18 protein-coding genes and 1 tRNA gene are annotated in these 22,345 nt (G+C 54.0%); 13 read left to right on the top strand and 6 right to left on the bottom strand.

The window, feature by feature from the left end; genetic code table 11:
- Positions 1 to 121: 121 nt before the first annotated feature.
- From I9W95_RS06425 to I9W95_RS06410, 4 genes are all read right to left on the bottom strand, one after another.
- On the bottom strand, positions 122 to 1,384 hold the full coding sequence (locus I9W95_RS06425) for a malic enzyme-like NAD(P)-binding protein (RefSeq protein ID WP_225673047.1): 1,263 nt from the start codon (positions 1,382 to 1,384) through the stop codon (positions 122 to 124).
- A 156-nt stretch (positions 1,385 to 1,540) separates the two neighbouring features.
- Positions 1,541 to 2,866 (bottom strand): ATP-binding protein, encoded by a 1,326-nt coding sequence (locus tag I9W95_RS06420; RefSeq protein WP_225673045.1) that lies wholly within the window; start codon positions 2,864 to 2,866, stop codon positions 1,541 to 1,543.
- Positions 2,866 to 3,558 carry a response regulator gene (locus tag I9W95_RS06415; RefSeq protein WP_225673043.1) on the bottom strand — a complete coding sequence of 231 codons (693 nt, stop codon included), beginning with the start codon at positions 3,556 to 3,558 and terminating at the stop codon, positions 2,866 to 2,868. The genes I9W95_RS06420 and I9W95_RS06415 overlap by 1 nt, the downstream gene beginning before the upstream one ends.
- 77 nt (positions 3,559 to 3,635) lie before the next feature.
- The gene (locus I9W95_RS06410; RefSeq protein ID WP_225673041.1) at positions 3,636 to 4,652 is read right to left on the bottom strand and encodes an AI-2E family transporter; all 1,017 of its coding nucleotides are present in this window, start codon (positions 4,650 to 4,652) and stop codon (positions 3,636 to 3,638) included.
- A gap of 111 nt (positions 4,653 to 4,763) precedes the next feature.
- Between I9W95_RS06410 and I9W95_RS06405 the strand changes: the two genes are divergently transcribed.
- From I9W95_RS06405 to I9W95_RS06390, 4 genes are all read left to right on the top strand, one after another.
- A tRNA-Leu gene (locus I9W95_RS06405) sits at positions 4,764 to 4,848 on the top strand.
- 37 nt (positions 4,849 to 4,885) lie between these two features.
- Entirely contained in the window at positions 4,886 to 5,218 is a 333-nt protein-coding gene (locus tag I9W95_RS06400) for a CidA/LrgA family protein (protein WP_225673040.1), read from the top strand.
- The gene (locus I9W95_RS06395; protein WP_225673037.1) at positions 5,215 to 5,898 is read left to right on the top strand and encodes an LrgB family protein; all 684 of its coding nucleotides are present in this window, start codon (positions 5,215 to 5,217) and stop codon (positions 5,896 to 5,898) included. The genes I9W95_RS06400 and I9W95_RS06395 overlap by 4 nt, the downstream gene beginning before the upstream one ends.
- Before the next feature lie 54 nt (positions 5,899 to 5,952).
- The gene (locus tag I9W95_RS06390; protein ID WP_225673036.1) at positions 5,953 to 8,388 is read left to right on the top strand and encodes a PAS domain-containing hybrid sensor histidine kinase/response regulator; all 2,436 of its coding nucleotides are present in this window, start codon (positions 5,953 to 5,955) and stop codon (positions 8,386 to 8,388) included.
- On the opposite strand, the gene nudE is transcribed toward I9W95_RS06390, so the two are convergent.
- Complete coding sequence (gene nudE / locus I9W95_RS06385; RefSeq protein WP_225673034.1) at positions 8,364 to 8,933, bottom strand: ADP compounds hydrolase NudE; 570 nt, start codon at positions 8,931 to 8,933, stop codon at positions 8,364 to 8,366. The genes I9W95_RS06390 and nudE overlap by 25 nt on opposite strands.
- A gap of 48 nt (positions 8,934 to 8,981) precedes the next feature.
- Here nudE and yrfG point away from each other — a divergent pair, with 48 nt between their 5' ends.
- The 6 genes from yrfG to I9W95_RS06355 all read left to right on the top strand — a co-directional run bounded on the left by yrfG (position 8,982) and on the right by I9W95_RS06355 (position 15,056).
- A complete protein-coding gene (yrfG, locus tag I9W95_RS06380; protein ID WP_225673032.1) occupies positions 8,982 to 9,638 on the top strand; it encodes a GMP/IMP nucleotidase in 657 nt (218 codons plus the stop codon).
- Positions 9,639 to 9,661: 23 nt separating this feature from the next.
- A complete protein-coding gene (hslR, locus tag I9W95_RS06375; protein WP_225673030.1) occupies positions 9,662 to 10,060 on the top strand; it encodes a ribosome-associated heat shock protein Hsp15 in 399 nt (132 codons plus the stop codon).
- A gap of 5 nt (positions 10,061 to 10,065) precedes the next feature.
- On the top strand, positions 10,066 to 10,920 hold the full coding sequence (gene hslO, locus I9W95_RS06370; RefSeq protein ID WP_225673028.1) for an Hsp33 family molecular chaperone HslO: 855 nt from the start codon (positions 10,066 to 10,068) through the stop codon (positions 10,918 to 10,920).
- 204 nt (positions 10,921 to 11,124) lie between these two features.
- Positions 11,125 to 12,660: a phosphoenolpyruvate carboxykinase gene (locus tag I9W95_RS06365; protein ID WP_225673026.1), complete on the top strand. Its 1,536-nt coding sequence runs from the start codon at positions 11,125 to 11,127 to the stop codon at positions 12,658 to 12,660.
- 151 nt (positions 12,661 to 12,811) lie between these two features.
- Positions 12,812 to 14,320: an SPFH domain-containing protein gene (locus tag I9W95_RS06360; protein WP_225673024.1), complete on the top strand. Its 1,509-nt coding sequence runs from the start codon at positions 12,812 to 12,814 to the stop codon at positions 14,318 to 14,320.
- A 136-nt stretch (positions 14,321 to 14,456) separates the two neighbouring features.
- Positions 14,457 to 15,056 (top strand): hypothetical protein, encoded by a 600-nt coding sequence (locus I9W95_RS06355; protein ID WP_225673022.1) that lies wholly within the window; start codon positions 14,457 to 14,459, stop codon positions 15,054 to 15,056.
- A gap of 11 nt (positions 15,057 to 15,067) precedes the next feature.
- Here the strand turns inward: I9W95_RS06355 and I9W95_RS06350 are convergent, their stop codons facing one another.
- On the bottom strand, positions 15,068 to 16,216 hold the full coding sequence (locus tag I9W95_RS06350) for a helix-turn-helix transcriptional regulator (RefSeq protein WP_225673020.1): 1,149 nt from the start codon (positions 16,214 to 16,216) through the stop codon (positions 15,068 to 15,070).
- A gap of 182 nt (positions 16,217 to 16,398) precedes the next feature.
- Between I9W95_RS06350 and I9W95_RS06345 the strand changes: the two genes are divergently transcribed.
- From I9W95_RS06345 to I9W95_RS06335, 3 genes are all read left to right on the top strand, one after another.
- Positions 16,399 to 18,009 carry a hypothetical protein gene (locus I9W95_RS06345; RefSeq protein ID WP_225673018.1) on the top strand — a complete coding sequence of 537 codons (1,611 nt, stop codon included), beginning with the start codon at positions 16,399 to 16,401 and terminating at the stop codon, positions 18,007 to 18,009.
- A 324-nt stretch (positions 18,010 to 18,333) separates the two neighbouring features.
- Positions 18,334 to 19,704, top strand: coding sequence for a Fic family protein (locus tag I9W95_RS06340; RefSeq protein WP_225673016.1), 1,371 nt, complete (start codon positions 18,334 to 18,336; stop codon positions 19,702 to 19,704).
- Positions 19,705 to 19,905: 201 nt separating this feature from the next.
- Positions 19,906 to 22,248: a Tex family protein gene (locus tag I9W95_RS06335; protein ID WP_225673014.1), complete on the top strand. Its 2,343-nt coding sequence runs from the start codon at positions 19,906 to 19,908 to the stop codon at positions 22,246 to 22,248.
- The last annotated feature ends 97 nt before the right edge of the window (positions 22,249 to 22,345 follow it).

The following is a 22,345-nucleotide window of genomic DNA, read 5'->3' as shown; positions in this document are numbered from 1 at the left end:
AGTTCCCCTGGTAGGCAATAGGCACTGCGGATTTAAAAGTCGTTTATAGAAAACAGATACCTTTAAAACTGTGGGACAGCAGTGGGCCAGGGCCGGGTTTTTTTATCACTACCAGTCAGTCTCAGATATCAGCCAGAGACTTCAGTGGGTAGTTGGCTGGCAGCGGCTGACGAGCCACACCAGTATCAATAGCAGCCTGAGCTACCGCAGTGGATACAGTACCCAGCAGGCGAGTATCGACTGCTTTAGGGATGATGTATTCACGACCGAATTCCAGAGAATCCAGACCATATGCATCCAGAACTTCCTGAGTCACAGGCTCTTTCGCCAGACCCGCCAGCGCTTTAGCAGCAGCCAGTTTCATTTCTTCGTTAATGGCAGTTGCACGAACATCCAGTGCGCCACGGAAGATGAAAGGGAAGCCCAGTACGTTGTTTACCTGGTTAGGGTAGTCAGAACGGCCGGTTGCCATGATGGCATCAGGGCGTGCTTCAGCAACGATTTCTGGCATGATTTCCGGCACAGGGTTCGCACATGCGAAGATGACTGGGTTTTCAGCCATCGCTTTGATCTGCTCGCCAGTTACCATGTTAGGACCAGACAGACCCAGGAAGATGTCTGCATCAGTCAGAGCATCGTCTACAGTGCGCTTGTCAGTATCAACAGCGAACGCCTGCTTGTACTGGTTCAGATCGGTACGGCCAGAGTGGATCACGCCGTTACGGTCACACATGAAGATGTTCTCAGGCTTCATACCTGCCAGGATCAGCAGCTTAGAGCAAGAGATCGCTGCGGCACCGGCACCCAGTACACACATTTTCGCGTCTTCAATTTTCTTACCAACGATTTCCAGTGCGTTCAGAGCACCTGCAACCGTTACGATCGCAGTACCGTGCTGGTCATCGTGGAATACTGGAATGTCACACTGTTCGATCAGAGTGCGTTCGATTTCAAAACACTCAGGTGCTTTGATGTCTTCCAGGTTAATACCACCGAAAGTGTTCGCAATACGACGTACAGTGTCGATGAACGCCTGTGGGCTTTCTGATTCAACTTCGATGTCGATGGAATCAACGCCTGCGAAACGCTTGAACAGCAGGCTCTTACCTTCCATTACCGGCTTGGAAGCCAGAGGGCCCAGGTTACCCAGACCCAGAATAGCGGTACCGTCAGAGATTACAGCGACCAGGTTGCCTTTAGCGGTGTACTTGTAGGCGTTTTCAGGGTCGGCAGCAATTTCCTTAACAGGCTCAGCCACACCCGGGCTGTAAGCCAGTGACAGATCACGTGAAGTCTGTGCCGGCTTGGTCAGTTCCACGCTGATTTTGCCCGGCTTAGGGAACTGATGGTAATCCAGAGCTGCTTGTTTTAAATCTTCTGACATAGTGCTCATCCAGTCTCGTCGCATTATTTATAAAGCCGGCTGTGTTACTTCATCCTCGACACAGGGGGCTATAGGGGCCGTCCTTTCTACCAAAAACCTATTGTCTTTTCCAGAGAATCGGCCATTCGTTAAACAGAAAAATGCGCCAGATCAGGCTTATTTTCCAATTGGTAACGTCATTGCGACGCGCAGGCCCTGCGATTGATTGGTAGCAACGACGATTCCGTCGTGCAATTCAACAATCCTTTTCACTAACGCCAGACCGATACCGTACCCTCCCGATGCATGGTCGCGGGCAGGATCAACCTGAGTGAAGGGTGCAAAAATACGCTCAAGCTCGTCCTCCGGCACGCCCGGCCCCTGATCTTCGACCCAAAGCTCAACCGCACGATCACGAACCGTAGCACCGACACGTAAAACACCATTTTGCGGAGAGAAGCGGATTGCGTTACGTAACAGGTTGTCGAAAGCCCTTTCCACCAGAATCCAGTCCCACTGACAGACCAGGGTTTCCGGCGGCAGAGCACTTTCCAGCGTCAGCCCATGCGCTTCCACTTCAAGCTCAGCATCCTGCAACCACTGAGTCATCTGACCATGCAGATGGCGCCTTTCAGATTGCAGGCCACGGGTGTCCGTTTGCTGCAGACGCGCCAGGTCGAGAATCTGAGCAACCAGTCCATCCACCTGCCCCACAGCCCGTTCAATACGGTCGTGTTCGGCGGCCAGAATCTGCTGCTGGTCTTTCTTTCGGGCGATTCCCAACGCTATCTGTAGCCGGGTCAGAGGAGAACGTAACTCGTGGGACACATCGCGCAACAGCTGCTGATGACTGTGCAGCAAACGTTGCAGCGAATCAGACATATCGACCACCTCACTGGCCAGCATGCCTATTTCATCATGACGGTGCAGGTCACCCTTAAGGTCGGAAACATCGAAGTTACCTTCGCCCAGCTTGCGCACCGTTGTCTGCAGGCGGCGGATCGGCCGGGTCAGGCTCCACACCAGAGTAAAGCACAGCAAAGTGACCACCAGTACCATAGCTACAGGCACCATCCAGCGATCTTCGTTGTCGAGCATGCTCTGCCATTCTTTACGGGCAACCGCTACGTACAGATAACCCTGCGTCTGCAATGGCCCGATCATCAGCCAACCGTCGTTCTGCCCCCACAGCACAGAGTCTGAATCTTCGGCCTGATCCACAAATTCTTCCAGGTCGTGCGGCAGCTGGCTGAGCATATCCACCGGCACCGCCACCAAGTTCCACCCGGGACGAATACGCCGCCAGAGCTTACGCCCCTCGGCGATAATCGGCCGCTGACTGTCCATCATGCGAATCAGGTGCAGGGTTTCTGCTTCCGAGGCTTTGCGGAAGTAATCATCCTCAATCCATTCGTTGGTGAGCACGGCGGCCCACATGGCAAGGAAGATTACGCCCCAGAACCAGAGAAAGATTTTGAAAAACAGTGAGCGGTACCAGCGCATCAGATGGCCAGCATATAGCCGCGCGAGCGCACGGTTTTGATCCAGTCAGAGTCGTCAGTACGACGTCCGAGTTTCTTACGCAGGTTACTCACATGCATATCAATCGAGCGGTCATAGGCCATCAGCGGCCGACCAAGCGCAGCAATCGACAGGGAATCCTTGTCCACCAGTTCACCGACGTTTTCCATCAGGCACTGCAATACGCCAAACTCTGCCCCCGTCAGCGACAGTTCTTCACCCGCCAGCGTAACCAGACGCTTGCCAATGTTCAGCTCAAGGTCACCGACTGCCAGCATGCCCGGAGCCGGTTTAACCACCTGCTCTGACGCCAGTTCGATACGACGGAACAGCGCTTTGATACGCGCCACCAGTTCATGATGGTGATATGGCTTAGGAATGTAATCATCGGCACCGTGCTCCAGCCCCAGCACCCGATCGACACTTTCGCCGCGCGCGGTAAGCATAATGACCGGAATATTCGATTCCTGACGCAGGCGCTTGAGCACTTCAAAGCCGTTAAGCTTCGGCAGCATGACGTCCAGTAATATCAGATCAAACTCGCCACTGAGCGCTTTTGCCAGACCGGTTTCACCGTCCTGTACGGCTGTCAGACTGAAGCCCTCCATCGACAGGTATTCCTGCAACAGTTCGCCCAGTTCGTAATCATCATCAACAAGCAGAATGGATTTCATCGGTACCTCCATAAGCCCAGTCTAGCGCTGCGCGCCGTAAAAACGACAAGGGCTTTACCCTTCTTTGCCATGTTGGATCAGTGATCCAGCAAGGTAGCAATCCAGCGACTCTGAGGACGTGTCTCAAGAGCAATCTTAACCACCATGGTCAGTGGAATGGATAGCAACATGCCCACCGGGCCCAGAATCCAGCCCCAGAATACTAACGACAGGAACACCACCAGCGTCGACAAACCAAGTGAGCGGCCCATCAGGCGTGGCTCAACCACATTGCCAAATAAAGTGTTCACGCCGACGTAAACCGCCGCGGTAAGTGCCGCCGCCGCCGGGCCCAGCTGAATCAGAGCGATCAGTACCGCCGGTACAGCTGCGATAATCGAACCGATGTTGGGAATGTAGTTGAGCAGGAAAGCCACCACCCCCCACAGAGCCCAGTAATCGACACCGATAATCACCAGCAGCAAAGACACCGCGACACCGGTGCCAAGACTGACCAGGGTTTTAATCATCAGGTACTGCTGCACCGACTGTGAAAAACGCTCAAAGTGATCGAAGGCCTGGGTTTCTTCACCGAACGCCTTTTTCACTTTGTTCGGGAAACCGGAAGCTTCGAGCAGAATAAACACGACGGTAAACAGAATCAGGAAGGTATTGGTCAGTACGCCGCCCAGACCATTGAACACTTTCGCCACAGTGCGCATCACCACACCGGGATTCACATATTCGCGGATAATATTATCGGCGACTTCGACGCCCATACCGCGCAACCAGGTAACACCCGTGGTAATCAGCGTCTGCAGCTTCTGCTCATAAAACGGCATGTCTTTGTAAAACGCATTCAGCGTACTGCCGACGAAAGAGGCGAGCATAGTGCCGATCAGTAAAAAGCCAACCACCAGCAGCAGCACGGCAATCACATCTGGCACCCGATGCCGGGTCAGCCAGTGCATCAGCGGTGCACTGAGCACCGCAATAAAAATGGCCAGCAGAAAAGGAACCAGCATGGCAGCAGCACTTTTCAGGCCTGCAATCACAATCACGGCCGCCGCAGCGGTCACCAGAATGTTGCTGGCTAAACGGGGATTGGCGCTCATTTTTCGTCCCTGATAAGGCTAAAGGCGCACAATACACCAGCTGCTTATTGCAGACGAGTAGTGATACGCTTGGCAACAGCAACTAACTTATATAATATCCGCGCCCTGAATGCGGAAGTGGCGAAATTGGTAGACGCACTGGATTTAGGTTCCAGCGCCGCAAGGTGTGAGAGTTCGAGTCTCTCCTTCCGCACCATCTCTTCCCGGGGCTGTTCACAATCGGAGAGCAGTACATGCCCGGTCTTCTCGGCCTGCTGATTTTTCTGTTACTTGGCGGCGTCCTGCAGGATTTTCTGTCGTTACCCGTCCCTGCCGCTATTGTTGGCATGTTACTGCTGCTGGCTTTCCTGATTATTCGTGGTCGTACACCGCAGGCATTGCAGGACATTACCCAGACCCTTTCACCACTACTGCCGTTATTCCTGATTCCGGTGAGTGTCGGTATCGTCACGCAGAAATCGCTGCTGGCTGACTACGGCGTGGAATTGCTGGTTATTCTCACGGTCAGTCTGATCCCTGGCGCTCTGGTATGTGCCTGGATCATGAAAGGAGGGCGTTCGTCGTGAGCGCGCTACTGCAAACACCACTGTTCTGGGCAGCATTGACTATTGCCGCCTTCATTGCTGGTCAGCAACTCTATCGCCGCACCGGTAATAACGCTTTCCTGCCGCCCATTCTGACCGGCATTGTGCTGGTCTCCACCACGCTGGAACTGAGTGGCATCAGTTACACAACCTATATGGAAGGCGGACGGTTCCTGCACCTGATGCTGGGGCCAGTCGTCGTGATGCTGGCCGTGCCGCTGTATCAGTTCATTCACACCATGCGTAAGCAATGGCTGCGCATTGCTCTGGCGGTGACCATCGGCAGTGGCGTAACGGTTGCTTGCGCCGTTGTACTGGCTCACTTCTGGATTGGCGACGACGCCATCACGCGCACCATTTACACCAAGTCCATTACCACTCCGGTTGCCGTCGCAATCAGTGAGCAGGTGGGCGGCATCAGTGCCCTGGCTTCTGCCTTTGTCATCATTACCGGTATTTTGGGTGCTCTGATGATTCCACCGATGCTGAAGGCAACCCGAATGGATGACCCGCAGACACTGGGCTTAACCCTTGGCATCTGCGCCCATGCCATCGGCACCAGCCGGGCACTGGAGCTGGGGCCGCAACAATCAGCCTATGCGGCGATGGCCATGACACTGACGGCCACACTGCATGCGCTGGTTTTACCCTGGTTGGTATAGGCATCTCGCTGACAAACATCTATCGTAGAGGGTAAACCTTTGTCAGGACGATTTATGGCCCGCCAGCGCCCTTACCTGTGGATTCAACTGGGTACACTGATCATCATCACCAGTCTGGTCGGGACATCGGTCTTTTATATTCGCGGGTTAAGTCAGGTACATGAAGAACTGCAAAGCCTGACCACCCTGCTGGCAGCCAACACGAATGCGACGCCAACCATCAACCAGCTGTTTGATGGCGCAGAAATCATGGTGCAGAAAGCGGGTCAGCGGCAGCTGTTCCCGCGCAGGAAAGACACCCGCCTGCGCTATGAAGAACTCGGCCTCGCGCTCAACGGGAAAACCGGTTGCAGCCGCTACAGCATTGAAAATGAGCAGTACATCGCCTGTTACAGTCCGGCAGCAGACGGCTCAGCCATTGTTGTCGGGCGTTCGCTCTCCAGTCAGCAGAACCACACACTGACCTCTGTCTGGATCACATTGCTGATTAATGCAGCACTGTTAATCATCGCCTTCGCCGGTTACTACCAGATCACCGCACCACTGCGCGAGAAAGCGCGTCAGAAGCGCCTGCAGAACAGTCTCGGCTGGGAGCATATGAGCGGTATCGCGCTATTGCTGAGCCCGAAGCAAATGCTGCTGGAAGCGAATCCCGGATTTCGTCGCTCGTTCCGCCTGGAGTCTGGCAAGCGGCTGCAAACCCTGCTGCCCTCTGATGAGCAGGTACGGGTCACCAGCTACCTGCAACAGGCCATCGACAGCGCCACCACCGTCGATTTCGAATGCAGTCTGACGGATCTTGATAGCGAAGAGAGTCGCTGGGCCATGCATGCCCGTCCATGGAAAATAGAAGGCGAAAGTTTCCTGCTGGTGACCGGTGAAGACATCAGCAAGCGCCACTTTATGGAACAGGAATTACGCGCAGAACAACAACGCGTCAGCGCCTACTTCAACGCCATGCAAACTCTGCTGATCATCTGTGATCGCGACGGCAACATTGTGCGCGTCAACCACCCGGTTAACAGCCTGCTGCAAATGACCGACAGCCAGCTCAAAGGCCAGCCCCTGGCCTATCTGGTGCCACGTTCCGCTCAGGAGGGACTGCAACAGCAATGGCAGCAGGTGCTGTCATCGACCGAAGATTATATTTCCTCGGAATTTCCGGTGATGTCGGCCAGCGGTCGGGAGTCGTTCGTCAGTTGGCGCATGACCACAGTGCAGGGCAATACCGAGGACAGTGGCGCCGTTCTGCTCGCCGGTCTCGATCTGACAGAACTGATTGCCAACCAGAAAGCGCTGGAGTCAGCCAACGTCCAGATTCGTGAAGCACTGGATCAGGCAGAGCAGGCTAACCGCTCAAAATCGGTATTTCTGGCCAACATGAGCCACGAGATCCGCACACCGATGAACGGCATTCTGGGCGCCGCAGAACTGTTACTGGATTCCAGTCTGAGTGAAGATCAGCGCCGCTATCTGGATATCATCCACAGCTCATCGCATGTACTGCTCGATATCATCAACGACATTCTCGACCTGTCCAAGATTGAATCCGGCAAGCTGGAAATGGAAAGCATCAGCTTCGATCTGAATGACCTGCTGACCAACGTCTACCAGCTGTTCAATGAGCCCGTGCGACGCAAAGGGCTGAGTCTGTTGTATTACTATGATGGCGGCCTGCCGACCCACTGGATGGGTGATCCGAAGCGTATCCGTCAGATAATCACGAACCTGCTCAGTAATGCCCTGAAGTTCACCGATAAGGGCCGCATAGAAATTCGTGTCAGCGGTCATCTGACCGAAGAACACAACTATCAGGTCAGCATTGATGTGCGCGACAGCGGCATAGGTATTCCTGCCGACAAGCAGGCGCAGATTTTTCAGGCCTTCCGTCAGGCAGACAGCAGCACCAGCCGGCGCTATGGTGGCACCGGTCTGGGTCTGACCATCAGCCGTCACCTGGCACAGGCGATGCGTGGCAACATTACTATTCAGTCAGGCATGGGCGAAGGCAGTGTCTTCACACTGAAACTGCCGCTGCCAGAAAGTCAGCAGCCTGTCTCGCGCCGCGCTCAGCCAAAGCAACGAGAGCTGCCGAAGCTGTCCGGCCATTTACTGCTGGCAGAAGATAATCAGGTGAACCAGAAGATCACCGAACGGATGCTCGAACGTCTGGGTATGACCTGCCATACCGTAGCGGACGGTGAGCAGGCAATTACCGCCCTGATCCGCGATGAATTCGATCTTATCCTGATGGATGTGAATATGCCGGTGATGGATGGTATTACTGCGACTGAACGCATTCGTGAGCTGAGCAGTCAGAAACGCTCGGTGCCGATCATTGCGCTGACTGCCAATGCCATGCTGGAAGACCGCCAGCAATGTCTGGAAGCCGGAATGAACGGCTTCGTCAGCAAGCCACTGCGCACCGAAGAGCTGGCCAATGCGATAGCCAGCGTACTGACCATTCAGGGCTCCAGCACTTCACCCTGAAAACGACCAGCCAGATACTCCTGAGCCAGCGCCAGCGCCGCAATAGCCCGTCCTTCTGTGCAATCGGCCCGACCATACAGCTCATGCAGCTCGGCCAGTTTCCATGGCACCAGTTCCAGTGGTTCCGGCTCATCACCTTCCAGCTGTGAAGGGTACAGATTGCGGGCAAACACCACGTCGATACCGCCACTCATGTAGCTCGGCGACAGGCTGAGCTTTTTCAGATAGACAAACTCATGGGCACCAAAACCAATTTCTTCCTGCAGCTCACGGTTGCAGGCATCACGCAGACTCTCGCCAAGGTCGATTGCACCTTTTGGCAATGTGAGGGTGTAATCCTCGATTCCGCCCCCATATTCACGAATCAGGGCCACATGCTCGTCGTCCAGTAACGCCACCACCATGACTGCACCATTACCGCCCGGCACCAGACGTTCATAGGTACGCTCGACGCCGTTACTGAAGCGCAGATCGAAGGATTCAACGCGGAACAGTCGGCTCTGCGCCACCAAATGACGCTCCAGAATCTGTGGTTTTTTCTGCATAACAGCCCTGTTTTAATATGGTTTCACTGATCCCTTGAGTATAACCCTATGAGCCTGCCCGACTGGCAACAAATTGATACTGTGCTGCTGGACATGGATGGCACCCTGCTGGACCTGCACTTTGACAATTACTTCTGGCTTGATCATCTGCCTGCCGCTTACGCAGCCCATCATGACATGAGCGAAGAAGAGGCCCTGAGCGAGCTGAATAAGAGTTTCGTTGGCCTGCGTGGCACACTTAACTGGTACTGCCTCGACTACTGGACGGAACTCACTGGCTTGCCTATCGCCGAGCTGAAACGTGATGTTCAGCATAAGATCGGCTTTCGCCCACACGTCAAAGACTTCCTGCAACAACTCAGAGTCATGGGTAAACGCACGGTGATTGTAACCAACGCTCATCGCGACAGCGTCAATCTGAAAATGGAACACACCGGCCTGGATCAGCTGGTCGACCGTATCATCAGTTCCCACGATTATCAGGAACCAAAAGAAAGCCAGGCCTTCTGGGACCATCTGAGACAGGATGAAAACTTCGATCCCGCTCGCACGCTGCTCATCGACGACAGTCAGGCTGTGTTAGAATCCGCCGCCCGCTGGGGTATCGGCTGGCTGCTGACCATATTCCATCCGGACAGCCAGAAAGCACCGAACACCGATAGCCGCTTCCCTGGTGTGCATCATTTTGATGAGCTGAAATTCTGAGCGAGTGCCTGCGCGGAGACACCATGAGCGACAGCAACGAAAAAATTCGCCTCGACAAATGGCTGTGGGCCGCCCGTTTTTTCAAGACCCGGGCACTGGCCAAAGCCGCCATCGAAGGGGGCAAGGTTCATTACGACGGACAGCGCTGCAAAGTCAGCAAAACCGCCGATGTAGGTGCCAAACTGACCGTACGTCAGGGCTTTGATGAAAAGATCATCATCATCAAAGCGCTGTCCGACCAGCGCCGCGGTGCACCGGAAGCCCGCCTGCTGTACGAAGAAACACCGGAAAGCATCAAATCCCGTATGGACGAAGGTGAGCGTCGCCGGGTACTGCGCGCCTCCATGCCGATGCCAGACCACCGCCCGAACAAAAAAGAACGTCGCGACATGCGCCGTTTTGAAGAGAAATATCAGGACTGAATACCATGAGCCACAACCAACGCGACATGCTGCAGCGTTTCAGCTTCGACAATACCGATATCCGTGGCGAAATAGCCCTGCTCGACAGCGCTTACCGCGAAGTGATTAAACGCCACAGCTACCCGCAACTGATTGCCCGGGAACTCGGAGAGCTGATGGCAGCCACCGCGCTGCTGAGCGCTAATCTGAAGTTTCCCGGTCGCCTGACCCTGCAGGTGCGTATGCCCGGCAACGTATCCCTGCTGCAGGCAGAGACCAACGACAAGGGTCAGCTGCGTGCTATCGCTCGCTACGATGAGCTGGCCGGTGACGAGCAACTGAGCTTTGCTGACGGCCAGATGGTGATCACCATTGAACCGGAACAGGGCCAGCGTTATCAGGGTATTACCGCGGTCAGCGGCGGCAATATTGCGCAGGCTCTGGAAGACTACTTCGAGCAGTCAGAGCAGCTGGGCAGCCGTTTCTGGCTGTTCTGTAACGGCCAGCAGGCTGCCGGCATGATGCTGCAGAAGATGCCTGCCATGGCGACCGATGACGCCGACGCCTGGGATCGTATCGGGCATCTGGCATCGACCGCCCGAGAGGATGAAATCCTTGGCCTGCCTGCCGACGACATGCTGCATCGCCTGTTCCATGAAGAACAGGCACGGATTTATCCTGCCAGCGAACTGAGTTTCTTCTGTACCTGCTCAAAAGATCGTATCGCCAATGCGCTGCATCAACTTGGCTACGAAGAACTCGATACCATGCTGCAGGAGCAAGCCGGTAAAATCGACATCACGTGTGAGTTCTGCCAGCAGAATTACACCTTTGACCGGCCTCAGGTGGATGCAATCTTCCCCGAACGGAAGCTGCACTGAGCAGAAAATAATCAGGCGCTATGGTCCTAATAGAGAATCTCTCTCAACTGGCTTGACAGAAGGGCTTAGCGTTTGATCAATTTTCTGGCATAATCCCGCGCCTTCACTTTTGGGTTCGCCCGTGCATCCCGGGGCGGTAGCTAGAACATTCAGATATGGCCAAAAGCCGTATAAGTCATAACGAGGACCCTAACGGGCACAGATATGAGTACTGTTTACACTGATTTATCAACTCCGTTCCTGGTAGAACAAGCCATCGCTCGCGGCGAAGGTCAGCTGCAGGACAATGGCGCTCTGGTTGTTAAAACTGGCGCACGTACCGGCCGTTCACCGATGGACAAATACATCGTTGAAGAGCCAAGCAGCAAAGACGCTATCGACTGGGGCAACATCAACCGCCCATTCGACGCCGACAAGTTCGATGCTCTGTGGGAACGCGTTGAAGAATACCTGGCTCAGCACGACAGCTTCGTATCTCACGTACACGTAGGTTCTGATCCTCAGCACTACCTGCCAGTGAAAATGACCACTCAGACTGCATGGCAGAACCTGTTTGGCCGTAACCTGTTCATCCTGCCAGAAAGCTACAACCCTTCTGACAAGGAAGAGTGGCAGATCCTGAACGTTGCTGGTTTCGAATGTGTACCAGAACGTGACGGCACCAACTCTGACGGCGCGGTAATCGTTAACTTCGCACAACGCAAAGTACTGCTGGCCGGTATGCGTTACGCAGGCGAAATGAAGAAAGCCATGTTCGGCGTGCAGAACTTCCTGCTGCCGGAAAAAGACGTGCTGCCAATGCATTGCTCTGCAAACGTTGGTGAAGACGGCGATACCTGCCTGTTCTTCGGCCTGTCCGGTACTGGTAAAACCACCCTGTCCGCAGACCCTGAGCGTTACCTGATTGGTGACGACGAGCACGGCTGGGGCAAAGGCACTGTGTTCAACATCGAAGGTGGCTGCTACGCAAAAACCATCGATCTGTCTCAGAAGAACGAACCGATCATCTGGGATGCTATCAAATTCGGCGCTATCGTTGAGAACGTTGTTATCGACGAACAGACCCGTAAAGCGGACTACACCGACGTAAGCCTGACCGAAAACGGCCGTTGCGCTTACCCTCTGACTCACGTTGAGAAGCGTGTTGAAGAGAACATGGCTGGCGAACCAAAAGCCGTTATCTTCCTGACCTGTGATATGACCGGTGTTCTGCCACCAGTTTCTATCCTGAGCAAGGAACAGGCTGCTTACCACTTCCTGAGTGGTTATACCGCGCTGGTTGGCTCTACTGAAATGGGTGGTGTTAAAGGTCTGCGTTCTACCTTCTCTACCTGCTTCGGCGCACCATTCTTCCCACGTCCAGCAGGCGAATACGCTGAACTGCTGATGAAGCGTGTGACTGAATTCGGTTCTCAGGTTTACCTGGTTAACACTGGCTGGACTGGCGGTGCTAACGGTAACGGTGGCGAGCGTTTCAGCATCCCGACTACCCGTGCTGTGATCTCCGCGATCCAGACTGGTGCTCTGCGTGACGTTGCAACCGAGTCCCTGCCAATCTTTGGTCTGGAAGTTCCATCTGAACTGCCAGGCGTTGAAACCAAACTGCTGAACCCAACCAAAGCGTGGGCAAACGAAGCAGATTGGGAAGAAGCCGCTAAGAACCTGGCTGCTCAGTTCGTTGAAAACTTCAAGAAGTACGACGTATCTGACGCCATCGTAAACGCCGGTCCTCAGCTCTAAGCTAAGCGACAGACGCGTTACAGAAACGGGAGCTTCGGCTCCCGTTTTTTATGGCCGCTTACTTATTGCCTGTACAAGTCATTGTCCTGTTCGGAGCCAACCGCTAGACTCTGCGCCTCTTACAAGGAACCTGTTTAAACAAGGAGCAGTTATGGCCTTCTGGGGCATTTTATTCGGCATTCTGTGTATTGCCGCCATCATCGCACTTGGATTTTTCCGTGCCTCTCAGCAAATGAAAGTTGAGCGCATGCGCAGTGAACTGGAAGCGCAGGGCGTTAGCAGCGAAGAGATTAACCAGCGTCTGGAATCCATCTCTTACAGCATTCCACAGCAAGTTGTCCCGTCTCTGGTTGGTGCCGCCGTTCTGTCGTTTCTGGTAGGCATGTTCAATCAGGTTTTCTTTTACGCCGAGCCTGGCTTTGTTTACCACGTACGCACCATTACCGGTGAAGAGAAAGTGGTTTCTGATGTGGGTTACAACACCTACCTGTTTGGCCGCTACAACGCCTGGAAGCGCTCCATGACTGTTCAGGCAAGCGCAGGAACAGGAGAAAGTCTGACCGCCGAGTCTGAAGGAGCCATGGCCAGTGCCCTGCTACCACCACTGAACATCATGTTCCTTGATCAGGTTGATGCGGACGCTGAAGCCACTGTACGTTTCTCCATCCCGCAGGATCAGGACAACTTCCTCAAGCTGGCGCATGAATACCGCTCTCCGGAAAACCTGTTGCGTACCGCTCTTATTCCGGCATTCAAGGAAACCCTGCAGTCCACGGCGTCATTGATGAGCGCGGAAGAGTACTACTCCGGTGGCCGCTCCGGGTTTAACTCCGAGTTCGAAAATCAGATGACCAACGGTATTTACATCGTCCGCCGTGAAGAGCAGCTGACGCTTACTAACCGCAAGCAGAAAGCCTCCGCCAATGCCACGCTGGGCGACAAACAGGAAGACTACGGCGACGAAACCAAGATCGAGTTTGTCGTCAACAAAGTCGTCGACGAAGCTGGCCTGCCGACGCGTAAGGCACAGAAGTTCACCAACTTCGGCATTACCGTACTGGATGCCCGCGTGACCGATATGCGCCCTAACCGCAAGTTCGTTGAGCGTATGCAACTGAAGCAGAAAGCCTCTGCCGACCGCGCCATCGCCCGTGAGCAGCGCATTCAGGAAGAAGAACAGCGCCTGCTGGCCATCGCCAAAGGTGAACGTGAAGTTGCCGAACGTCAGGCCCAGGCCAAAGTGGAACAGATTCAGCGTACAACTGAAGCGGAAACCGAAAAGCAGCTGACCCTGACCGACGCCCAGAAACTGAAAGAGCAGGCTGCAATTGCCAAAGACACCGCCCAGATTGAACTGGAAAAAGCCCGCATTGAAGCGGAAACCCAGCGCACACTGGCCGATGCCGAGGCTTACCAGAAAGAAGTGATTCTGAAAGCGGATAACGCCCTTGCACAGAAACTGCAGGCAGAAATCGAAATTCAGAAACTGTGGGCTGAAGCCTTCGCCAAACGTCAGGTTCCGACCAACGTATTCGGTGGCAACGGTGCTGGCGGAGCGCCGGTTGGCTCAGATGCCGAGACCAAAGCCTTTATGCAGATGCTGACGCTGGATGCCGCCAAGCGACTGAATTACAGCCGCGAAGTGACCCAGTCTAAATAACACCTGCTGTATATCGAAAACGGGAGCTTCGGCTCCCGTTTTTTTGTAGCAGCAGTGACAATGCGACAATTCGCCTCACGACATAACCATAAAGGCATATAAACTGAATCTGACTCCATGACAGAGAACAGTCACTATGCGTTCCATTCTTTTATTTATCGCGACCAGCCTTCTCGCCGCCTGTGGCGCAGATGAGCAGAACAATCCGAACCAGAATGCCGCCAATGGGTCAGAGCCCAACGAGCAGGGTTCTTACATTAACTACCTGAAAACGTATCACGACCAATATTCGGATTTCGCCGATGCCAGCTCACAGCCGCTGCCGCAAACCATCAATGGCGATCAGATTTACTGGGATATCGATGCTGGAAGTTCGGAGCATGCCGAGGCGCTGGCCACCCATATCGGCTTTATGTCGAATGCTTTGTATAACGACCAGATACCGCGCAGCTGGGACAAGTTGTTCGTGCTCGAAGCCTTCCTGCATGAAGACATTGAAACCGTCGTGGAAACCGATGGCAGCCGGGTGACCATCTACAAAACCGCGACCAGCCCATGCGCGTTACTGCTGATTCAGACCCATGCCAGCGCGGTCAGCGAAGAGTTCTTTGCTACCGGGGATGTGAGCACAGACCACTCTGCCGCTGCCGATACGATCCTCAGTTCGGCCGCCTGCGACAGCGAACGAGCAGCAGCTCTGACCTTTATCGACGCAAACTGGCAACCTGTTCTCTGATCAGTACGACATCATTCAGACAGGTAATCTTCCGGACTGGTCTGCAGGGGGATAAGCGTCTGCAGAATACCCCGGATAACTTCCTGCTGCTTACTGACCCCCAGTTTGTGAAAGATATTCTTTACCTGTGTACGCACAGTCTCTGTACTGACACCTTTGTATTCGGCGATATCTGACAACTTAAGACCGTTAACAAGGCATACCGCCACCTCAGCTTCCGCTGCAGATAATGCGAATATCTCCTGCAGCTGCGCGGGGGAAATATCGGTTATCGAGCCCGGGTCACTGATGCGAACAACAACGTCGAAGGTATCTTCAGCACCTGCCGTTTCAGACTGCTGCAAGGTCAGGAAAAGCACCAGTGGGTATGCATAATTCGGATGCGACAACGAAATGATTCTGGTCTCATCCAGCGCTGACGAACTCCGCAAGCCGCCCGCTCTGCTTAATTCGGCAATAGCCCTGTCAAACTGCCGCTGATACTCCCGACTGAATAACTTCAGACAACCATTGTTCACCGATAATGCTTTGTGCCTGAGCAGGATATGATCGGCTAATAAATTGCTGAATCTTATGCGCCCCGAGCCATCCACAACCACCATGCCAACAGGCACATTGTGCAGAAGGGACTTCACCTGCTGCGCTTCTCTTCTGGCGTGAGCAATTTCCCGCTGAATCACAGCTGCGCGGCACACATGCGGCGCTATCTGGCGCATAACATCCGCCTCTGTATCAGAGAATGGCGCCTCACTGGTCGATCGATGCACCGCCAGCCCGAGACGGATATTGTCATCCTGGTACAAATCGGCCACCGAAATGTGGCCGATGTCGGCGGGTTTCAAAATGAACTGGTAGTAAGTCGGGATATTGTTCTTCAGATCCTGGGATGACAATAAAGTCACGTCCAGTTTGGGCGTCTGAATCAGAGAAAATGTATTGTCGTATTTGCCCAGGCCGGCATTGTAGGCAAGGGAAAGAATTCTCCGGATACCATGCGAGCCGATAATTCTTCTGACAGATGTTCTCTGATCCTCGACCACCAGCACAGCAGATTTAGCCCGTGTCAGCAGGCACAGCCCAGCCATCACCGTATCCCAGTTTTCTGGCCTGATCGAAGCGTCGTAAACGTCACCGATGAACTGCAGTAATTCGTTCTGCATGGTTGCTCCCTGCTGATAGTAATAATGACTGAGACCAGAGCCCCTTTATCCCCCGTACGGGTGATGGCCGCCAATAACAACCACCTTACGATAACTCCTATGGCCTGTGCCAGCTCAGCTCCTGCTTTGCGGAAGACGACGTCTGCAGCCGGGATTCAGAAAAATTGTAAAGGGAGTTCCCCATGAAACTATTTCCAACCATGGCAGCAACGTCCGTCATACTCTTATCAGCCTGCGGTGGCGGCAGCAGTAGCAGTGGCGGCGGTAATAACAACGATGACGACGACAGCACGCCGGTGAACACTGCGCTGTTTGTTGATTCAGGCGTAGGCGGGCTCAACTACAGCTCGCCCAGCTATCAGGGCACCACCAATACACTAGGCGCTTTCCCTTATGAGCCGGGTGAAACTACCACCTTCAGTTTTGAAGGCCTGACTCTCGGCAGCATCACTATTCCCGCAGGCACCGGCACCCTGACACCACTGGATTTATTCAACACCGACGACATGAATGACCAACGGGTAAAAAATACGCTGGTGCTGTTACAGAACCTCGATAGCGATCGCAACCCGCAAAACGGTATTACATTGCAGCCATTTCCGGGAGGCAGCGGTGCCGATATTTCCGCGCTGGATTTAGCCGCTGACTCGGCCGATTTCAGCAGCGCGTTACTCAGTGCCGCCTTTCCTTATGAATCCGAACATGAGCTGATATCCGAAGAAGATGCCCTGGCTCACTTCGAGCAAAGCCTCAGCGCTATTAACGCCGGCCTGGAGCTGACCGGCACCTGGCTGGAACGTAATGACAACGGCGAAATCCGCTACAAATATACCTACGAAAGTAATGGCAATATGACTGCGGTCAGCTATTCAGACTGCACTGACGACGACTTTTACCTTGCACCAACCGAAGCCTCGGTGAATCGTAATTGCCGTGTTTCCAGCGCCTCCTACACCTATGAGTTTTCTGAACGGGTGCTGACCATCTACAGCAATGGTGAATTCGCCGATCGCTGCACCGTGCTGCGCGCCAGTGAGTACGCCTACGATGCCACCTGTACCACCGATGAGTTTATTCACCTGGAGCGCGTGATCGGCGATCTGAACAACAACCTGATTGCCGACAGCTACCGGCTGGTCACGGTTGGCAGCAGCAGTTTCAGTGAACTTACATTCGACAAAGAGAGCGGTACCGGCTCCTACCAGAGCTATATCGATGGCATCGCCGGCAGTGATAACACCGACTCCGGTACTTTTACGACCTGGTCTGCCTCCGGCAACACACTGACCTACACTGGTACTCACAAAGACGACGTTACCACCTTCTCCGACACCCTGACCCTGAAAAACAATAACGCCGGAATCCGTGGTGCTCTGGTGACCACCTCCGCCGAAGAAGGTACAACCCAGCTGTTGATTCCTTACTTTGACAGCAGCCTCGCTGCCACGTTCTTTAACCGGGGAATCTACAACATCTACGATGCTGTCAGCGGCAACTGTGAGGCCATCTACTACGCCACGGAATCCGTCGATGGCAGCACCAGCCTGAGCAAACTAAACAACGCCGGTAACAGCAATATCTGCCAGTACTCGCAGGCTGACATCGACGGCGCCACCGCCGCCATTGATGTCACCGCGCTCCACGGCTCACTGGTGCTGAGCGAAGGCGGTGAAGATGAAATTTGCTGGCCGGTATCGCACAATGTCACCGCCGAAAACGGCAGCTACACCCTGATGGCATGCTCACCGGATAATGGCGGTCCGGACAGCTTTAACTACCAGCTCTGGTATTAATCCGAACAGCCGGATGATCAAACCAAACGGGAGCCTCGGCTCCCGTTTTTGCTTCTCTCGTCCGTATTGCGACGTTATCGCCGGAATATTGCTGTACCTTCCACCTCTCGCACGGACAGGTTCAGGTGCTTAACCAGCATGAGGTTTCACCGGACTATCCTGTTTATCTACTAATGTCAGCAAACACCTAAAGCCTGTATCCACGGGCTTTAGGCCACAAATAAAAAGGAAACTTGCATTTACTACTAATTTTCTGAAAATTAGTAGTAAATGTTTTGAGTGATCATATACTCACTCAATAAGTCTGAATGCCGGGTAACCCTGATGAAAATTCCGCAAACGCCACCCAATATTGAAAGCTATCTGGCGCAACTGGATTCCAGAGAAGCCATGAGCAAAGTTGGCAAAATATTCTCGGCCAGCCTGGGGCCTTATGACAGCAAAGGCCGTTATCTGCACTGGGATAAACTCCGCCATCTGACACCGCCGGAAGGTTACGACCCGGAGCTTTTCTGGCTGGCAATCAGACAAAGTCGGACCCAACTCAGTAAAGCGCTTCCCTTTCGTGATAAAGCCGGCAAACCGTTTTCATTCTGCATGCCGGATGGTGTCGTCAGAGATCTGCTGTGGATAGAAAAAAACAGTACAGGTGCCATTGTTGTTGATGAGCAGATAACCGATGAGAAAACCAAACGGACTTATCTGATTGGCTCTCTGATTGAAGAAGCGATCAGCTCCAGTCAGCTGGAAGGGGCTTCTACCACCCGAAGACAAGCCAAAGAAATGCTCAGAACAGGCCGGGAGCCACAGGATCATTCCGAGAAGATGATCCGCAACAACCACCGGGCCATGCTCTTTATCCGTGACTACAAAGAAGAAAAGCTCACACCATCGCTTATTTTTGAACTGCACAGAATCCTGACGGAAGACACCCTGGGGCCGGAAGATACAGACAAGGCAGGCACATTCCGCGAGGCGGCGGATGATATTTGTGTTTTCTCGGAAGATGATGTCTTACTGCATATTCCCCCGAAAGCCAGTGAACTCCCCCAGCGCCTGCAGGCCTTGTGTGATTTTGCCAATCACAGTGATGGCATGGACAGCCCGAATTACATTCCAACCGTTATCCGCGCCATCGTGGTGCATTTTATGATCGGTTACGACCACCCCTTTGTGGATGGCAATGGCCGCACGGCAAGAGCGCTGTTTTATTGGATGATGGCAAAGGATCATTACTGGCTGATGGAATACATATCCATTTCCCGCGTTATCAAAAAAGCTCCGCGCCGCTACATGCAGGCCTACCTGAATACGGAAACGGATGCGAACGATGTCACCTATTTCGTTATCCACCAGCTCGAAGTCATCCGTGAAGCCATCCGGGATTTGCACGAGTACCTGAAGCGGCGCTCTCAGCGTTTGCAGGAAGCTTCGTCACTGCTTGAAAACTCGCACTTGCAACAGGTGCTCAATCACCGCCAGCTGGCCTTACTGCAGCATGCCCTGCGCCACCCGGGAATGGAATATACGATTAAAAGCCATCAGGGGTCACACGGAACAAGCTATCAGACATCAAGATCCGATTTGCTAAAGCTATCAGATGAATTACACCTGCTGCGCAAGGTTAACGTGGGCAAGAAAGACCTGTTTATTGCACCATCAGATTTAGCAGAAAAAGTAAAAACAGGCCGATAACATGCGTTTCTACTAATCATTCAAAACGCCGGAAAGTCCACTAACAGTGGGCTTTCCGGCTACATCTGAGCCCCCCCGAAAGTCTTATTACTAATTTTCTGAAAATTAGTAATAAGACTTTGAGTCACCGTCTCTCCCTCAAGCCTGCTGGCTTCGTTATACTCCTCTCTCTTTTTCACTGTTCCACCGTTTGAGTAGTTTATGAGTCACGAGTCGATTGGTTTCCGTATTGCCGAAGAACTGGGCATTCGCCCACAACAGGTTTCTGCCGCCGTTGCCCTGCTGGACGAGGGTGCCACCGTGCCCTTTATTGCCCGCTACCGTAAGGAAGTAACCGGTGAGCTGGACGACAGCCAGCTGCGTACGCTGGAAGAGCGTCTGCGTTATCTGCGCGAGATGGAAGACCGTCGTTCCGCCATTCTGAAAAGCATTGAAGAACAGGGCAAACTCAGCCCGGAGCTGCAGAATGAAATCCTCAACGCCGACACCAAAACCCGCCTCGAAGATTTATATCTGCCGTACAAGCCCAAGCGCCGTACCAAAGGCCAGATGGCGATTGAAGCAGGCCTTGAGCCATTAGCGGATGCCTTGCTGAACAACCCGGATCTGAACCCGGAAAGTGAAGCGGCGGCGTTTATCAACGCAGACAGCGGTGTGGCCGACGAAAAAGCCGCCCTCGATGGTGCGAAGTACATTCTGATGGAGCGCTTCGCCGAAGACGCTAACCTGCTGGCCAGCCTGCGTCAGTTCATGCAGAAAGAGGCCACGCTTTCTGTGCGCGTTGTCCCTGGTCAGGAAGGCACCGGCGCTAAATTTGCCGACTACTTCGAACACGACGAGCCACTGAAGAACGTGCCAAGCCACCGTGCGCTGGCCATTCTGCGTGGCCGCAACGAAGGTGTGCTGAGTTTCTCTCTGGTCACCGGTGATCCGTCCGACAAGCTGGCCACCAGCCCATGCGAAGCCATGATTGCCGAGCACGTCGGTATTAAGAACGACAACCGTGCAGCTGACCGCTGGCTGAACGAAGTGGTGAAGTGGACCTGGCGCATCAAGCTGCTGACTCATCTGGAAACCGAGCTGGTTGGCCAGGTACGCGAACAGGCGGAAGAAGCCGCGATTAAGGTATTCGCCGATAACCTGAAAGACCTGCTGCTGGCAGCACCGGCTGGCCGCAAAGCGACCATGGGCCTCGACCCGGGTCTGCGTACCGGCGTTAAAGTCGCAGTGGTGGATAACACCGGTAAGGTCGTCGATTACGCCACCATTTACCCGACCCCGCCACAGAACAAGCTGGCAGAATCCGCAGCGGTACTGAGCGCGCTGATCGCCAAACATAACGTTGAGCTGATCTCCATCGGTAACGGTACCGGCTCACGCGAAACCGACAAATTCGTCGGCGATATGATCAAAGCGCAGCCAGCACTGAAAAACGTGCAGAAAGTGATGGTCAACGAAGCCGGTGCTTCGGTGTACTCGGCTTCTGAGCTGGCGGCAAAAGAATTTCCGGATCTTGATGTAACCATCCGTGGCGCGGTATCCATTGCCCGCCGTCTGCAGGACCCGCTGGCGGAACTGGTGAAAATCGAACCGAAATCCATCGGCGTAGGTCAGTACCAGCACGACGTTAACCAGAGCCAGCTGGCGCGTTCACTGGACGCCGTGGTTGAAGACTGTGTGAACTCTGTGGGTGTTGATCTGAACACGGCCTCGGTTCCCCTGCTGACCCGCGTGTCCGGCCTTAACCCGACACTGGCTTCTAATATCGTCGCCTTCCGTGACACCAACGGTGCGTTTAACTCGCGTAAAGATCTGCTGAAAGTACCGCGCCTGGGTGACAAAACCTTCGAACAGGCGGCTGGTTTCCTGCGAATTATGAACGGTAAAAACCCGCTCGATGCCTCTGCGGTTCACCCGGAGTCTTACACCGTGGTGGAAAAAATCGCCCACGAATTCTCCCGCGATGTGGCCAGTCTGATTGGCGACAGTGCGCTGCTGAAATCCGTAAATGCCGCGAAATTCGCTGACGAGAAAACCGGTGAAATCACCGTCAAAGACATCGTTAATGAATTGCAGAAACCGGGCCGTGACCCACGTCCGGAATTCAAATTTGCGGAATTCAAAGACGGCGTAGAAGACATCAAAGACCTGAAGCCAAACATGGTGCTGGAAGGCGTGATCACCAACGTTGCCGCCTTCGGAGCGTTTGTCGATATCGGCGTGCATCAGGATGGTCTGGTGCACATCTCAGCCTTGTCCGACACCTTCGTTAAAGATCCACGCGATGTGGTGAAAGCCGGTGACATCGTTAAAGTGAAAGTGATGGAAGTGGACGTGCCACGTAAGCGTATCGGCCTGTCCATGCGCATGAGCGACGATGCTACTGAGCGCGCGAACGAACGCACACCGGGCGAAAAGCCAAACCGCGATCGTGGCGCCAGCAAACAGCGCAGCTTCGGTGGTAATGGCAGTAACAACAACCAGCAGCCACAAGGCGCCATGGCTGGCGCGCTGGCGGCAGCGTTTGCAAAAGCGAAGAAGTGACGCGTAGGCGTCTGAGGTCTGAGGTCTGAGGTCTGAGGTCTGAGGTCTGAGGTCTGAGGTCTGAGGTCTGAGGTCTGAGGTCTGAGGTCTGAGGTCT

The sequence above is a fragment of the Thalassolituus marinus genome (assembly GCF_020320395.1).
In the GTDB taxonomy this organism is placed as follows: domain Bacteria; phylum Pseudomonadota; class Gammaproteobacteria; order Pseudomonadales; family Oceanobacteraceae; genus Venatoribacter; species Venatoribacter marinus.
The sequence above is the reverse complement of the archived record's forward strand: the minus strand, read 5'-3'. Positions and strand labels throughout refer to the sequence as shown.